This is a genomic window from Microbacterium capsulatum, assembly GCF_030865425.1.
Taxonomy (GTDB): domain Bacteria; phylum Actinomycetota; class Actinomycetes; order Actinomycetales; family Microbacteriaceae; genus Microbacterium; species Microbacterium capsulatum.
Genome location: NZ_JAVFCB010000013.1, coordinates 76,258 through 91,613, shown reverse-complemented (window position 1 = coordinate 91,613; position 15,356 = coordinate 76,258). Strand labels below are relative to the sequence as shown.

Sequence of the window (15,356 nt, the reverse complement as noted above, 5' to 3'; positions counted from 1 at the left end):
TACCCGGGTCTCGACCGCGAGGACGAGATGGTCGCCGCGTTCGACTACTGCCTGCACGGCAAGGGCGGGGCCGCCCCGTCGATCGACACGGCGATGCACGGCCTCGTCGACGCCGCACACGTCGATCACCTGCACCCCGACAGTGGCATCGCGATCGCGACCGCCGCCGACGGCGAGGCGCTCACGGCCCGGATCTTCGGTGGCAAGGTCGTGTGGGTGCCGTGGCGGCGCCCGGGGTTCCAGCTGGGTCTCGACATCGCCGCGATCAAGGCGGAGAACCCCGACGCGGTGGGCTGCATCCTGGGCGGGCACGGGATCACCGCGTGGGGCGACACGTCCGAGGAGGCGGAGGCGAACTCGCTGTGGATCATCGAGACCGCCGCCGCCCACATCGCCGAGCACGGCAAGACGGACCCGTTCGGTGGCGTCCGCGCAGGGTTCGAGGCGCTCCCCGGGGCCGAGCGGCGGGAGCGCGCAGCCGCCCTCGCGGCCACGATCCGCGGGATCGCTTCGACCGAGAGGCCCATGGTCGGCCATTTCACCGACGCGGACGTCGTGCTCGACTTCCTCGCGTCGACGAAGGCGCCGGCGCTCGCCGCCCTGGGCACGTCCTGCCCCGACCATTTCCTGCGCACCAAAGTCAAGCCGCTGATCCTCGACCTGCCCGCGACCGCCACCGCCGAGGAGCAGATCGCGCGCCTGCACGAGCTGCACTCCTCGTATCGGACCGACTACCAGGCCTACTACGACGCGCACGCGACCGCCGACAGCCCCGCAATCCGCGGCGCCGACCCGCTCATCGTGCTCGTCCCCGGTGTCGGCATGTTCTCCTACGGTGCGAACAAGCAGACCGCGCGTGTCGCGGGCGAGTTCTACGTCAACGCGATCAACGTGATGCGCGGCGCCGAGGCCCTGTCGACCTACGCGCCGATCTCCGACGCCGAAAAGTTCCGCATCGAGTACTGGGCACTCGAGGAAGCCAAGCTGCAGCGGATGCCGCGGCCTGCGAGCCACCAGGGACGGATCGCGTTCGTCACGGGCGCCGCGAGCGGCATCGGCAAAGCCATCGCCACCCGGCTCGCCGCCGAAGGGGCGTGCGTCGTGGTCGCCGACCTGGACCTGGACAAGGCCCGCGCCGCGGCGGCGGAACTCGGCGGCACCGACGTCGCGATCGGCGTGGCCGCGAACGTCGCCGACGCCGCCCAGGTGCAGGCCGCGCTGAACGACGCCATGCTCGCGTTCGGCGGCGTCGACCTGATCGTCAACAACGCCGGCCTGTCACTGTCCAAACCGCTCCTGGAGACCACGGAGAAGGACTGGGACCTGCAGCACGACGTGATGGCGAAGGGATCCTTCCTCGTATCCAAGGCCGCAGCACGCATCCTCATCGACCAGAAGCTCGGCGGAGACATCATCTACATCTCCTCCAAGAACAGCGTCTTCGCCGGCCCCAACAACATCGCCTACTCCGCCACCAAGGCCGACCAGGCCCACCAGGTGCGCCTGCTCGCCGTCGAACTCGGCGAACACGGCGTGCGCGTGAACGGCATCAACCCCGACGGCGTCGTGCGCGGATCCGGGATCTTCGCCTCCGGCTGGGGGGCCAACCGGGCCGCGACCTACGGCGTCGCCGAAGAAGACCTCGGCCAGTACTACGCGAACCGCACCATCCTCAAGCGCGAGGTCGTCCCGGAGAACGTCGCCGATGCGGTCTACGTCCTCACCGGCCCCGAACTCAGCCGCACCACCGGCCTGCACATCCCCGTCGACTCCGGCGTCGCCGCCGCCTTCCAGCGATGACGACGGCACGGCCCGCGCAGAGGCCGGCCCGATGAGCGCACCGGGACGCACCCGCGCATTCGCCGCCGTCGATCTCGGCGCCACCAGCGGGCGCGTGATGATCGGCCGCGTCGGCGCGGACGTGCTCGAACTCGAGCAGGTCGCGCGGTTCCCGAACGGACCCGTACAGCGCCCGGACGGTCTGCACTGGGACTTCGAGGAGCTCGTGGAGCAGGTCGTCGCGGGTCTCGCCGAGGCGGTGCTCCGGGAACCGTCGATCGAGAGCATCGGCATCGACACCTGGGCGGTCGACTACGGACTGCTGCGCGACGACGCGCTTCTGGCGGAACCGTTCCACTATCGCGACGAACGCGGCGCCCGCGGCGTGGAGCGCGTGCACGCGCGGGTGCGGTTCGCGGAGCTCTACGCCCGCAACGGTCTGCAGTTCCTGCCCTTCACGACGCTGTACCAGCTCGCCGCCGACGACCTGGCGCCCGCGGCCCGCACCGCGCTGCTCATGCCCGACCTCGTTGCCCACCGCCTCACGGGCGCCGCCGTCGCCGAGCGCACGAACGCCTCGACCACGGGTCTGCTCGGCGTACACGATCGGGAGTGGGATCGCGCGCTCGCGGAGCGGATCGGGATCGACGCCCGCCTGCTGCCACGGCTGGTCGATCCCGGCGAACCGATCGGGCGCCTGCTCCCGGCCCTCGCCGCACGCATCGGCGCGGAGCTGCCGGTCGTCGCGGTCGGCTCCCACGACACGGCATCGGCGGTCGTGGCCGCGCCTCTCTCCTCCCCCGCGACGGCTTACATCTCCTGCGGCACCTGGGGCCTGGTCGGCCTCGAGCTCACCGAGCCCGTGCTCACCGATGCCGCCCGCGACGCCGGCTTCACGCACGAGCTCGGCGTGGACGGGCGGATCCGTTTCTTGCACAACGTCACGGGGCTGTGGCTGCTCAACGAGACCCTGCGCGCCTGGGAGGGCGAGGACGGCGCACCGATCGATCTGCCCGGGCTCGTCGCCCAGGCCACCGCCGCAGATCGCCCCGTGCCTGTGTTCGACGCGAACGATCCGTCGCTGAGTACACCCGGTGACATGCCCGCGCGTATCGCGGCCGTGGTCCGGGCCACCGGTGGCGAGCCTGCGGTGACCCGTGCCGGGTTCGTCCGCATGATCGTCGAGTCGATCGCCCAGGCCTTCGCGGACGCCGTCGCAACCGCCGCAGCGCTGGCCGGACGGACCGTCGACGCCATCGACCTCATCGGCGGCGGATCCCTGAACCGGCTCCTCTGCCAGGCGACCGCCGACCGTTCCGGACTGCCCGTGCTGGCAGGGCCCGTGGAGGCCACGGCCCTGGGCAACGTGCTCGTGCAGGCCCGGGCGGCCGGTTCCTTCGGCGCGGACGCCTCGCTCGAGCGGCTACGAGAGCTGGTCCTGCGTACGCACCCGCCCGTGCGCTACACGCCGCGGGAATGATCAGCCCCGCGCCACGAGCGGGCCGAACCCTCCGCTGCCCCGTGGATCCTGCCGACCGCGTGGGCGCACCGGCGCGGGGTGCGAGCGTCAGGTGGCGATGCGCGCCAGCCGCACCTCGAGGCCGAACCAGTCCGCGACCGGCTCATGCGCAGCGGGCGGGTCGGGCAGCAGTCTGACCGGGGTGTGCCGGACGGTGCCTGCCACGACCGGACCGGGCAGCAGCACGCGCGACGGCCCGACGCGCGCGGGCACCGGTGCGGCGTCGTCCGGGTGCTCGGGCGACAGAGGTGAGGGCTTCTCTGCAGCGATGCCGGCGACGGCGGGCGCGTCCTCGGTCTCCGCGGACACGACGGATCCGCTCGGCTCCTCCTCCGCAGCGGTGAGCCCGAGCGCGTGCAGAACGTCATCGCGCTCCTCGTAGAGCGTGCGCATGTCGCGGTCCCGCAGGTCGACGATCACGTCGGCCTCGGCCTGCGCCGCCAGCGAGCGCCGAGTCTCGGCGGGACCGCCCCCGCCGCGCTGACGCTCGGCGTGTACGCCCGTCCGGTCGCGTACGAGCGAGCGCCGAGGCGTGCCGTCGGGCGCCGGCAGCGCGATGAGCCGGATCCCCCGATCCTGCAGGACGGACCGGATCCGCTCGCCGTCGGGATCGTCCGCGACGGGGGCGACGACCGTGAGCAGCAGCCCGTGACCGCGCAGGGCGTGCGCCAGCTCGACGGCGTCGCCGGTCACGCTCTCGCGGACGCCGCCGGGGTCGCGGATCTCGTCGACGCGCGCCTCACCGAGGATCGTCACGTGGCGTTCGAGCATGCGGCCCCTTCTGGCTGAGTCTCCCCAGGCTACTCCGCGACCTCCCGCGCGAGGCCGCGGACAGGCCCTATCCTGGCGCCATGAAGACTCGCAGCGTCGCGGTCGTCCTCGCCGCCCTGTCCCTCGCCGGCGCTCTCGCGGCCTGCGCACCGCTCTCCGGCCCGTCCTCGAGCGCCTCGCCGACGAACAGCGGCCCCACGTCCTCGGCGACCGCCACGCCGACCCGTAGTGCCCCACCCGGCCCGTCCGCGACCCCCGGACCGAGCCCGACGCCGTCGCCGACCTCGACGTCCGCCGCGCTCCCCACGGACTGCCGTGCGATCCTGTCGGCCGATGTGCTCGCGCAGCTCGGCTCGACGCCGCTGAACTCGCCCGCGTACGGACCGAGCGGGGTGCAGTCCGACGGCACCCTGATCTGCATCTGGGCGGATCCGAAGGCCGACGCCACGGGCATCACCACGAAGATCTCCCGCAAGTACCGCGGCGAGGCGCTGGACATGCTGAACGGCCTCGTGAAGACCGACGGCTTCAGCTGTTACACCCCCGACAAGGGCACTCGCTGCGAGAAGCAGTGGCAGGATCCGAAGTATCCGATCACCGACGGTCGCACGCTGTTCTGGCGCGACGACGTGCTCATCGACACCGGCTATTCGAATCTCGCCCCGAACGGCTACACCTCGAGCATCATCGCGAGCATCTTCCACTGACTCGCACCGGCGGAAGGCACGCCGTTTCGTCTCGGTCGCCTTCGGCGTCCTCGCTCAACGACCCCGGTCAGCGGGAGGCACGCCGTTTCGTCTCGGTCGCCTTCGGCGTCCTCGCTCAACGACCCCGGTCGGCGGAAGGCACTCCGTTTCGTCTCGGTCGCCTTCGGCGTCCTCGCTCAACGACCCCGACTGCCAGCGGGAACGCGGAAGGGCCCCGGATCCGAGGATCCGGGGCCCTTCCGATTCAGACGATCAGGCTCAGTTGTGTCGCGACTTCAATCGGCTCGGCCGAGCGAGCAAGCTCGCTCGGCTCTCGCCTCAATCAGTTGTACGTGCCGGGCGTGATGTCGTCGGTCGAGAACGCGTCGAAGTCGACGTAGCCGAAGTCGCCGTCGGCGTACGCCCCGTCGGATGCGAAGATCCGGTTCGGGTAGCGCTCGCTCTTGGCCTCCTCGGTCGCCTCCACCGTGATGTCGCGGTAGCGGCGCAGGCCCGTCCCGGCGGGGATGAGCTTTCCGATGATGACGTTCTCCTTGAGGCCGACCAGCGGGTCGCTCTTGCCCTCCATGGCGGCCTGCGTGAGCACGCGGGTCGTCTCCTGGAAGGACGCGGCCGACAGCCACGACTCGGTCGCGAGCGACGCCTTGGTGATACCCATCAGCTCCGGGCGACCGGACGCGGGACGCTTGCCCGACGCGACGGCCTCGCGGTTGATGTCCTGGTAGCGACGGCTGTCCACCATCTCACCGGGCAGCAGGGTCGTGTCGCCGTGGTCGACGACGGTGACCTTGCGCAGCATCTGGCGCACGATGACCTCGATGTGCTTGTCGTGGATCGGCACACCCTGCGAGCGGTACACGCCCTGCACGCCGCCGACGAGGTACTTCTGCACCTCGCGGGCACCCTGCACGCGCATGACCTCCTTGGGGTCGAGCGTTCCGACCTGGAGCGGCTCGCCGACGACGACGTGCTGGCCGTCCTCGACGAGGAGCGTCGCACGCTTCAGCACCGGGTAGACCACTTCCTCGTCGCCGTTGTCGGGCGTGAGGATGACCTTCTTGCTCTTCTCGGTCTCCTCGATCGTGATGCGGCCGTCGGCCTCGGCGATCGGGGAGGCGCCCTTCGGGGTGCGGGCCTCGAAGAGCTCCTGGACGCGCGGCAGACCCTGGGTGATGTCGTCGGCCGAGGCGGATCCACCGGTGTGGAAGGTACGCATCGTCAGCTGGGTACCGGGCTCACCGATCGACTGGGCCGCGATGATGCCGACGGCCTCGCCGATGTCCACCGTCTTGCCGGTGGCCAGCGAGCGGCCGTAGCACTGCGCGCAGACACCGACGGCCGAGTCGCAGGTCAGCACGGAGCGGACCTTGATGGACTCCACGCCGAGCGCGACGAGCTTGTCGATGAGCACGTCGCCGACGTCCTCACCGGCCGTGGCGAGAACCTCGCCGGCCTCGTTCACGACGTCCGACGCGAGCGTGCGGGCGAACACCGAGTTCTCGACGTTCGCGTCGCGCACCAGCTCGCCGGCCGAGTTCGGCGCGGCGATCGGGAGCTCGAGGCCCTTCGACGTACCGCAGTCGTCCTCGCGGATGATGACGTCCTGCGAGACGTCCACCAGACGACGGGTCAGGTAACCCGAGTCGGCGGTACGCAGAGCAGTGTCGGCGAGACCCTTACGGGTACCGTGCGTGGCGATGAAGTACTCCGCCACCGACAGGCCCTCGCGGTACGAGGAGATGATCGGACGCGGGATGATCTCACCCTTGGGGTTGTTCACCAGGCCTCGCATACCCGCGATGTTGCGGATCTGCAGCCAGTTACCACGGGCGCCCGAGGACACCATGCGGTTGATGGTGTTGTCGACGGGGAAGTTCGCCTTCATCGCGGCCTGGACCTCGTCGGTCGCCTCGGTCCAGATCTTGATGAGCTCCTGACGACGCTCGGCGTCGGTCGTGAGACCCTTCTCGTACTGGGCCTGGACCTTCTCGGCCTGCTTCTCGTAGCCGGCGACGATCTCGGCCTTGTTCGGCGGGGTGAGGATGTCGCTCAGCGCGACGGTCACACCGGAACGCGTGGCCCAGTAGAAGCCGGCGTCCTTGATGCGGTCCAGCGACGCGGCGGTCTCGACCTTGGGGTACTCCTCGGCGAGCTTGTTGACGATCTGCGACAGCTTGCCCTTGTCGGCGACCTCGCGCACGAACGGGTAGCCCTTCGGCAGCGCGTCGTTGAAGATCGCCTGGCCGAGCGAGGCGTCCACGAGGCCGTGGCGCTCGTAGCCCTCCGGGGCCTCGCCCTCGAGGAAGGTCAGACCCGGGATGCGGATGCGGACCTTCGCCTGCAGGTCGAGGGTGCCCTCGTCCTTCGCCAGGATCGCCTCGCCGACGGAGCCGAACGCACGGCCCTCACCGGTCGCGCCCTCCTTGACCGTGGTCAGGTGGTGCAGACCGATGATCATGTCCTGCGAGGGCAGGGTCACCGGGCGGCCGTCCGACGGCTTCAGGATGTTGTTCGACGCGAGCATCAGCACGCGGGCCTCGGCCTGGGCCTCGACCGACAGCGGCAGGTGCACGGCCATCTGGTCGCCGTCGAAGTCGGCGTTGAAGGCGGCGCAGACGAGCGGGTGCAGCTGGATCGCCTTGCCCTCGACGAGCTGCGGCTCGAAGGCCTGGATGCCCAGACGGTGCAGGGTGGGGGCGCGGTTCAGGAGCACCGGGCGCTCGCGGATGATCTCCTCGAGCACGTCCCAGACCTCGGGACGGGTGCGCTCGACGGCGCGCTTGGCGGCCTTGATGTTCTGCGAGTGACCGAGGTCGATCAGGCGCTTGATCACGAACGGCTTGAAGAGCTCCAGGGCCATCTGCTTGGGCAGACCGCACTGGTGCAGCTTCAGCTGCGGGCCGACGATGATGACCGAACGGCCCGAGTAGTCCACGCGCTTGCCGAGCAGGTTCTGGCGGAAGCGACCCTGCTTTCCCTTCAGCATGTCGCTGAGGGACTTCAGGGCGCGGTTGCCGGTGCCCGTGACGGGACGACCGCGGCGGCCGTTGTCGAACAGCGCGTCGACGGCCTCCTGCAGCATGCGCTTCTCGTTGTTGACGATGATCTCGGGGGCGCCGAGGTCGATCAGACGACGAAGACGGTTGTTGCGGTTGATCACGCGGCGGTACAGGTCGTTCAGGTCGCTGGTCGCGAAGCGGCCACCGTCCAGCTGCACCATCGGGCGCAGCTCCGGCGGGATCACCGGGACGACGTCGAGCACCATGGCGGCCGGGCTCATGCCGGTCTCCAGGAAGGAGTTCACGACCTTGAGGCGCTTGATCGCACGGATCTTGCGCTGGCCCTTGCCCTCCGAGATCTGCAGGTGCAGCTTCTCGGACTCGCCGGCCAGGTCGAACGCCGCGAGGCGGCGCTGGATGGCCTCGGCGCCCATGTGCGCCTCGAAGTACTGGCCGAAGCGGTCCTGCAGCTCGTGGAAGACGTCGTCCTCCGGGCGCAGGGCGCCGACCTCGAGGGTGCGGAAGTCCTCCCACACGCGCTCGAGCTTGGTGATCGCCTCGTCCGCGCCCTTGCGCAGCAGAGCCATCTCCTTCTCCGCGGCGTCCTTGACCTTCTTCTTCGCGTCGGCCTTGGCGCCCTCGGCCTCGAGGGCCGCGAGCTCCTCCTCCAGCTTGGCCAGGCGCTCCGCGATCTTGGCGTCGCGGCGGTCGCCGAGCGTCTTCAGCTCGAGGCGGATGTTGTTCTCCTGGGTCGCCAGGTCGCGGTGGCGCGCGTCCTCGTCGACCGAGATGACCATGTACGCGGCGAAGTAGATGACCTTCTCGAGGTCCTTCGGCGCCATGTCCAGCAGGTAGCCGAGGCGCGAGGGCACGCCCTTGAAGTACCAGATGTGGGTGACCGGGGCGGCGAGCTCGATGTGGCCCATGCGCTCACGGCGGACGGAGCTCTTGGTGACCTCCACGCCGCAGCGCTCGCAGACGATGCCCTTGAAGCGGACGCGCTTGTACTTGCCGCAGGCGCACTCCCAGTCGCGGGAGGGGCCGAAGATCTGCTCGCCGAAGAGGCCGTCCTTCTCCGGCTTCAGCGTGCGGTAGTTGATGGTCTCGGGCTTCTTGACCTCACCGTAGGACCACTTGCGGATGTCGTCGGCGGTCGCGAGGCCGATGCGAAGCTCATCGAACGTTGTTGCGTCGAGCACTAGTTCTCCTGTGTCGAAATTCTTTTAAGAAAAAATCGGTGCTTCGACAGGCTCAGCAACCGCGCGGGTCCCTGAGCCTGTCGAAGGGTCAGATCTCGTCGATGGACGCGGACTCGAAGCGGCTGGAGATGTTGATCCCCAGCTCCTCGGCGGCGCGGAAGGCCTCGTCGTCGGTGTCGCGGAGGTTGACCGCGGTGCCGTCGGCCGAGAGGACCTCGACGTTCAGGCAGAGCGACTGCATCTCCTTCATGAGCACCTTGAACGACTCCGGGATGCCCGGCTCCTGGATGTTCTCGCCCTTGACGATCGCCTCGTACACCTTGACGCGGCCGAGGATGTCGTCGGACTTGATCGTGAGGAGCTCCTGCAGCGCGTACGCGGCGCCGTAGGCCTCGAGCGCCCACACCTCCATCTCACCGAAGCGCTGGCCACCGAACTGGGCCTTACCGCCGAGCGGCTGCTGGGTGATCATCGAGTAGGGGCCCGTCGAGCGCGCGTGGATCTTGTCGTCGACGAGGTGGTGGAGCTTCAGGATGTACATGTAGCCCACGGAGATCTGGCCCGGGAACGGCTCGCCGGAGCGGCCGTCGAACAGGGTCGTCTTGCCGGACGAGTCGATCAGGCGCACGCCGTCACGGGTCGGCAGCGTCGAGTCGAGGAGCCCTGAGATCTCCTCCTCGCTGGCGCCGTCGAACACCGGGGTCGCGACCTTGGTGCCCGGGGCGACGTCGAACGCCTCCTGGGGCAGGCGCGCGGCCCACTCCGGGTTGCCCTCGACCTTCCAGCCCTGCGCGGCGATCCACCCGAGGTGGGTCTCCAGGACCTGGCCGAAGTTCATTCGACCCGGGATGCCGAGCGGGTTCAGGATCACGTCGACCGGGGTGCCGTCGGCGAGGAACGGCATGTCCTCGACGGGCAGGATCTTCGCGATGACACCCTTGTTGCCGTGGCGGCCGGCGAGCTTGTCGCCCTCGGTGATCTTGCGCTTCTGGGCGATGAAGACCACGACGCGGCGGTTGACGCCCGAGCCGAGCTCGTCGTCGCCGTCCTCGGCGTTGAACTCCTTGACCGCGATGACGGTGCCCTGCTCGCCGTGCGGCACCTTCAGGGAGGTGTCGCGGACCTCGCGGCTCTTCTCGTTGAAGATCGCGCGGAGCAGACGCTCCTCGGCGCTCAGCTCGGTCTCGCCCTTCGGGGTGACCTTGCCGACGAGGATGTCGCCGGGGCGGACCTCGGCGCCGATGCGGATGATGCCGCGCTCGTCCAGGTCCTTCAGGAGCTCCGGGCTGACGTTGGGGAGGTCACGGGTGATCTCCTCCTTGCCGAGCTTCGTGTCGCGCGAGTCGACCTCGTACTCCTCGATGTGGATCGAGGAGAGGGTGTCGTCCTTCACCAGGTCCTGGCTGAGGATGATCGCGTCCTCGAAGTTGTGACCCTCCCACGTCATGAAGGCGACGAGAAGGTTCTTGCCGAGTGCGAGCTCGCCGTTCTCGGTGGCGGGGCCGTCCGCGATGACCTCGCCGACCTCGACGCGCTCACCGGCCGAGACGACGACCTTCTGGTTGTAGGACGTGCCGTGGTTCGAGCGGTCGAACTTGCGCAGGTAGTACTCCTGCGTGCCGCCCTCGTCGAGCATGACGACCACGCGGTCGGCGGAGACCTCGGAGACCACGCCGGCCTTCGTCGCGGTGATCACGTCACCGGCGTCGATCGCGGCGTAGCCCTCCATACCGGTGCCGACGTACGGCGACTCGGAGCGGAGCAGCGGAACGGCCTGACGCTGCATGTTGGCGCCCATGAGCGCGCGCTGCGCGTCGTCGTGCTCGAGGAACGGCACGAGCGAGGTCGCGACCGACACCATCTGGCGCGGGGAGACGTCGATGTAGCCGATCTCCTCGGGGACGAACATGTCGACCTCGCCGGATCCGCCCTTGGGGCGCGCCAGGACGTGCGCCTCGGTGAAGCGGCCGTCCTTGTCGAGCGGAGCGTTCGCCTGCGCGATGTTGAAGTCGACCTCCTCGGCGGCGGTCAGGTAGTCGATGTGCTCGGTGACCCGGCCACCCTCGACCTTGCGGTACGGGGTCTCGATGAAGCCGAAGGAGTTGATCCGCGCGAACGTGGCGAGCGAGCCGATCAGGCCGATGTTCGGGCCTTCCGGGGTCTCGATCGGGCACATGCGGCCGTAGTGCGAGGGGTGCACGTCGCGGACCTCGACGCCGGCGCGGTCGCGGCTCAGACCACCGGGGCCGAGGGCCGAGAGGCGGCGCTTGTGGGTCAGACCCGCGAGCGGGTTGTTCTGGTCCATGAACTGCGACAGCTGCGAGGTGCCGAAGAACTCCTTGATCGCGGCGACGACGGGGCGCACGTTGATCAGGGTCTGCGGGGTGATCGCCTCGATGTCCTGCGTGGTCATGCGCTCGCGGACGACGCGCTCCATGCGGGACAGGCCGGTGCGGACCTGGTTCTGGATGAGCTCGCCGACGGCGCGGATGCGACGGTTGCCGAAGTTGTCGATGTCGTCGGTCGCGAGGCGGATCTCGGTGTTCTTGCCGCCGCGGATCCCCTCGAAGGTCTCGACGCCGGCGTGGATGCGCACCAGGTACTTGATCGTCTCGACGATGTCCTTGACCGTGAGGACGGACTCGTCCAGCGGCAGGTCGAGGCCGAGCTTCTGGTTGATCTTGTAGCGACCCACCTTGGCCAGGTCGTAGCGCTTGGCGTTGAAGTAGAAGTTGTCCAGCAGCGCGCGGGCGGCCTCGGCGGCGACCTGCTCGCCCGGACGGAGCTTGCGGTAGATGTCGCGGAGCGCGTCCTCCTTGGTGAGGATCGTGTCCTTCGCGAGGGTCTCCTCGATGGAGGCGAAGCCGGCGAACTCGGCGAGGATCTCCTCGCTGGTCAGGCCGAGGGCCTTGAGGAAGACGGTGACGGACTGCTTGCGCTTGCGGTCGATGCGCACGCCGACCTGGTCGCGCTTGTCGATCTCGAACTCGAGCCAGGCGCCGCGGGACGGGATGACGCGTGCGGAGACGATGTCCTTGTCACTGGTCTTGTCGGCGGTCTTGTCGAAGTAGACGCCCGGGGAGCGGACCAGCTGCGAGACGACGACGCGCTCGGTGCCGTTGATGATGAACGTGCCCTTGGCGGTCTGCAGCGGGAAGTCGCCCATGAAGACCGTCTGCGTCTTGATCTCACCGGTCTGGTGGTTCATGAACTCGGCCTCGACGTAGAGCGGCGCGGCGTACGTCTTGCCGCGCTCCTTGCACTCCTCGATGGAGTACTTCTCCGGCTCGAGGTACGGGTTCGTGAACGAGAGCTGCATGGTCTCGCTCAGGTCCTCGATCGGGGAGATCTCCTCGAAGATCTCCTCGAGGCCGCTGGTGGCGGCGACGTCCTTGCGTCCGGCCTTCTCGGCCTCCGCGACGCGCTTGCGCCACGCCTCGTTGCCCACGAGCCAGTCGAAGGACTCGGTCTGCAGGGCGAGAAGGTCGGGGACCGTCAGCGTGTCGGAGATCTTGGCGAACGAGAGGCGGGAGTGGCCGCGTCCGTTCTTGGTGGTGGTGGGAGTGGATGCGTTGCGAGCAGCAGCCAAGGGAATAACCTCCGTGAGCCCCGAAGGGCGTCTCGATTCCTCGTCGTCAGGTGGAGTGCGCCGCGTCTCGCGGCCGCACGCCGAAGGCGCTCTGTGAGAGGAGCGAGGACGTACGGAGTCTGCCGACCACCATATGAGGGCAGGATGGAGCGAGGCGCAAATGTCAACTATAGGACCGATTGCGCGACATGTCCAGTACGATTCTTGACCTTCTGCCCCGGGTGGGGTATATCCCGCGCGGTGAGGTGAGCGTGCTCAGCCCCCGGTGACCGCGCGGCGGGTGGCCCGGATCGGCTCGGTCACGGTGCCGCCGCGGTGCTGCACGACACGCACGAACAGCACGTCGAGCAGCGCGAGCTGGGCGATCCGCGACGACATGGCCGCGAGCCGCAGCGGCGACTCCTTCGCCCGGGTCTCCAGCACGACGTCGACGACGCGGCTGAGCGGCGATCCGTGCGCGTTGGTCACGGCGACCGCGAGCGCCCCGGCGCCGCGGGCGACCTCGGCGCAGCGGATCGTCTCGGCGGTGTCGCCGTCGTGCGAGATCGCGATCGCGACGTCGCCCTCGTGCAGCAGCGCCGCGGCGGGCAGTGCGATGTGCGGGTCGCCGGAGTGCACGGCGACGATGCCGATCCGGGCGAGCTTGAGCCGCAGGTCCTGCGCCGTGAGGGAGGACGCCGCATGCCCGAACAGCTGCACGGTGCCGGCCTTCACGATCGCCTCCGCGACCCGGTCGAGCGCGGCGAGATCGAGCGCGGCGACGGTCTGCTCGATCGCGCCGACCTCCCGGGCCGCGATCTTCGCCGCCACCTGGTCGAGCGGGTCGGCGAGGTCGATCAGGGAGTCGTCGAGGCCGAAGCGCACCCGCTCGGCCTGCGCCCGCGCGACGGATCCGGCGAACGCGACCCGCAGCTCCCGGTAGCCGCTGAAACCGACCGCCTGGGCGAATCGGGCGACCGTCGCGAGCGACGTGTCGCACAGTCGCGCGAGGTCGGAGATGGTCAGGTCGACGACGAGGGTCGGATCCGCGATGACCCGTTCGGCCACGCGCGCCTCGGCCGCCCGCAGTCCGGGCAGCGCGGCGCGCACCGCCTCGACGACGTCCACATCCACGGTTCTCCTCCTGCCGTTCGCAGCCCTGCTCGTCTCCGGTTCGCGACGCCGTCCGCTCAGCCGCCCGCCAGCAGCTCGCGCGCGGCCTCGGCGCCGATCCGGCTGCTCGCGCGCACCTCGACGACCGGAAGCGTAGCCGATCCCGCATCGAGGCCGGCGTTGACGACGACCGCGCCGGGCTCGACGGCGGCGACCGCGTCGACGAACGCGCGCTGGGTGCCGTCGGTGTCGAGACGGTCCACGAGCACGACGATCCGGGATCCGCTCTCCGCGGCGGCGGCACCGGCGGCGGCGATGAGGGCCGCGGCCTCCTGGGCCGAGACGCGGGTGGTGTCGACGCGCCGCGACCACCCGTCCCCGGCGAGGGCGTCGACGACGTAGGCCCCGGCGCTGTCCACCGCGAGCGTGGCCCGGCGGCGGGCGTCCAGCACGACCAGGCCTCGTGCCGGGGCGCCGAGGTCGCCGTGCACCCCGAGCGAGCGGCGCACGATCGCCGCGGCGTCGTACCCGGCCGGCGCCGGAAGCGGTTCGGAGCGGGCGGCAGCGAGGATCCCGGCGAGCCGGGCGACGCGCGCGCCGGCCTCGGCGACGCGGTCCACGGCGAGCGTGCCGTCCTGCAGCGCCGCGACGATCGCGTCCCGCGCGGCACGGAAGTCCTGCTCGTCCTGATCCGCGGCCGCGGCGTCGCCCGGGTTCGTCGGGTTGCCGATGCAGAGCAGGTCGGCGCCCGCGGCGAGCGCGCGCACCGCGCCGCCGCCGATCCCCACCGATTCCCGGATCGCCGCCATGTCCAGCGCGTCCGTCACGATGACGCCGTCGAAGCCCTCCGCCCGCAGCAGGCCGAGCACGCGCGGGTTCAGCGTGGCGGGCTCGGTGCCCCACGCCGGGACGACGATGTGCGCGGTCATCACCGAGAGCACGCCGGCGGCGATCGCGGCGCGGAACGGCGCGAGATGCACCCGGTCGATCTCGGACGGATCGAGCTCGACCCGCGGCAGGCCGTGGTGCGAGTCGACGTGCGTGTCGCCGTGACCCGGGAAGTGCTTCACGCACGCGGCGACGCCGGCGGACTGGATCCCCTCGACCTCGGCCGCCGTGTGCCGGGAGACGAGATCGGCATCGGCGCCGAACGCGCGCACGCCGATGACCGGGTTGCGCGGATCCGTGTTCACATCGGCGACCGGTCCGAGCAGGACGTCGGCCCCGGCGGCGCGGACCCGACGCCCGAGCTCGGCCCCCGTCCCCCGGGTGGCGGCGACGTCGTCGACCGCGCCGAGCTGCGCGGCGCCGGGGGCCGTGGATCCGGTCGCGGCCTCGAGCCGGGTGACGCTGCCGCCCTCCTCGTCGACGCCGATCAGCGCCCGGGGGTTCGCCGTGCGGATCGCGGCGCTCAGGGCCGGCGGGTGCGGCCCGATGTTCTGCGCGAAGTACACGACGCCGGCGAGCCCCGCCCGCAGTTCGCGGTCGAGCCAGGCGGGCGGCTCCGTGCCGAGGAATCCGGGCCAGAGCACGCCGTTCGCGAGTCGTTCGACGTCGACCGTCACCGCAGGTCCTCCTCGATCGGGGCGCGCGTCCGCCGTCGCGCCTGGCCAGCAGTGTCGTCCGTCGGGGAGCGGATTGCAAGTCGCTTCCACGCCCGTGATCGTTCCGTGAAACTTCTGTTCCGGCCTAGGCTCGGAT

The 15,356-nt window shown here is 70.2% G+C and carries 8 protein-coding genes; 3 read left to right on the top strand and 5 right to left on the bottom strand.

Going from position 1 to position 15,356, the window contains the following annotated elements:
- A partial coding sequence (locus tag RBR11_RS17480; RefSeq protein WP_308490659.1) for a bifunctional aldolase/short-chain dehydrogenase occupies positions 1-1,800 on the top strand: 1,800 nt, incomplete at its 5' end.
- Positions 1,801-1,831: 31 nt separating this feature from the next.
- Positions 1,832-3,259: a rhamnulokinase gene (locus tag RBR11_RS17475; RefSeq protein ID WP_308490658.1), complete on the top strand. Its 1,428-nt coding sequence runs from the start codon at positions 1,832-1,834 to the stop codon at positions 3,257-3,259.
- Between the two features lie 87 nt (positions 3,260-3,346).
- Here RBR11_RS17475 and RBR11_RS17470 read toward each other — a convergent pair whose 3' ends face one another.
- Positions 3,347-4,069 (bottom strand): hypothetical protein, encoded by a 723-nt coding sequence (locus RBR11_RS17470; RefSeq protein ID WP_308490657.1) that lies wholly within the window; start codon positions 4,067-4,069, stop codon positions 3,347-3,349.
- Positions 4,070-4,149: 80 nt separating this feature from the next.
- Here RBR11_RS17470 and RBR11_RS17465 point away from each other — a divergent pair, with 80 nt between their 5' ends.
- Positions 4,150-4,776 (top strand): hypothetical protein, encoded by a 627-nt coding sequence (locus RBR11_RS17465; RefSeq protein ID WP_308490656.1) that lies wholly within the window; start codon positions 4,150-4,152, stop codon positions 4,774-4,776.
- 322 nt (positions 4,777-5,098) lie between these two features.
- Here RBR11_RS17465 and rpoC read toward each other — a convergent pair whose 3' ends face one another.
- The 4 genes from rpoC to RBR11_RS17445 all read right to left on the bottom strand — a co-directional run bounded on the left by rpoC (position 5,099) and on the right by RBR11_RS17445 (position 15,220).
- On the bottom strand, positions 5,099-8,974 hold the full coding sequence (gene rpoC / locus RBR11_RS17460; protein WP_308490655.1) for a DNA-directed RNA polymerase subunit beta': 3,876 nt from the start codon (positions 8,972-8,974) through the stop codon (positions 5,099-5,101).
- Between the two features lie 88 nt (positions 8,975-9,062).
- Positions 9,063-12,563 (bottom strand): DNA-directed RNA polymerase subunit beta, encoded by a 3,501-nt coding sequence (gene rpoB, locus RBR11_RS17455; RefSeq protein ID WP_308490654.1) that lies wholly within the window; start codon positions 12,561-12,563, stop codon positions 9,063-9,065.
- 255 nt (positions 12,564-12,818) lie between these two features.
- Positions 12,819-13,676: a MurR/RpiR family transcriptional regulator gene (locus RBR11_RS17450; RefSeq protein WP_308490653.1), complete on the bottom strand. Its 858-nt coding sequence runs from the start codon at positions 13,674-13,676 to the stop codon at positions 12,819-12,821.
- 56 nt (positions 13,677-13,732) lie between these two features.
- Entirely contained in the window at positions 13,733-15,220 is a 1,488-nt protein-coding gene (locus RBR11_RS17445) for a glycoside hydrolase family 3 protein (RefSeq protein ID WP_308490652.1), read from the bottom strand.
- Positions 15,221-15,356 lie beyond the last annotated feature (136 nt).

Coding starts and splice junctions, on each gene's coding strand:
- RBR11_RS17475 (WP_308490658.1), top strand. CDS start 1,832: ATGAGCGCACCGGGACGCACCCGCGCATTCGCCGCCGTCGATCTCGGC.
- RBR11_RS17470 (WP_308490657.1), bottom strand. CDS start 4,069: ATGCTCGAACGCCACGTGACGATCCTCGGTGAGGCGCGCGTCGACGAG.
- RBR11_RS17465 (WP_308490656.1), top strand. CDS start 4,150: ATGAAGACTCGCAGCGTCGCGGTCGTCCTCGCCGCCCTGTCCCTCGCC.